1 pseudogene is annotated in these 329 nt (G+C 39.8%); it reads left to right on the top strand.

From position 1 onward, the window contains the following. Positions 1-329, top strand: a pseudogene (locus ACYVTD_RS18620) (outer membrane protein assembly factor BamA); the annotation flags it as partial.

Genomic DNA, 329 nt, shown 5'->3' with positions numbered 1-329 from the left:
ACCGTAATCTTTTTGGCACGGGAAACCAGATAGGGGCCGAAATTAACACTTCAATAGTAGATTCAACAAGCGTCTCCGCTAATTATCTTCACCGCTGGATTTTTGGGTTGCCGCTTTCAGGGGGAATTGACATAACGACTGATTTTTCAAGACGTTACGGCACTATGAATAACACGCCTCCGTTTTTTAACGGCGATGAAAATTACGCTTATCCTGACGGTTTTTATTCATATAAAGAATATGTAAATAATAACAAACTTCCTCCTAAAGATTATCTTATGGAATACAGGCAATGGTATGTTTCTCTCGGATTAAGCACGGGGTACAAG

The organism is Treponema sp. R6D11 (genome assembly GCF_054786075.1).
Note: the sequence above shows the minus strand (reverse complement) of the source record. Positions and strands in the feature narration are given on the sequence as shown.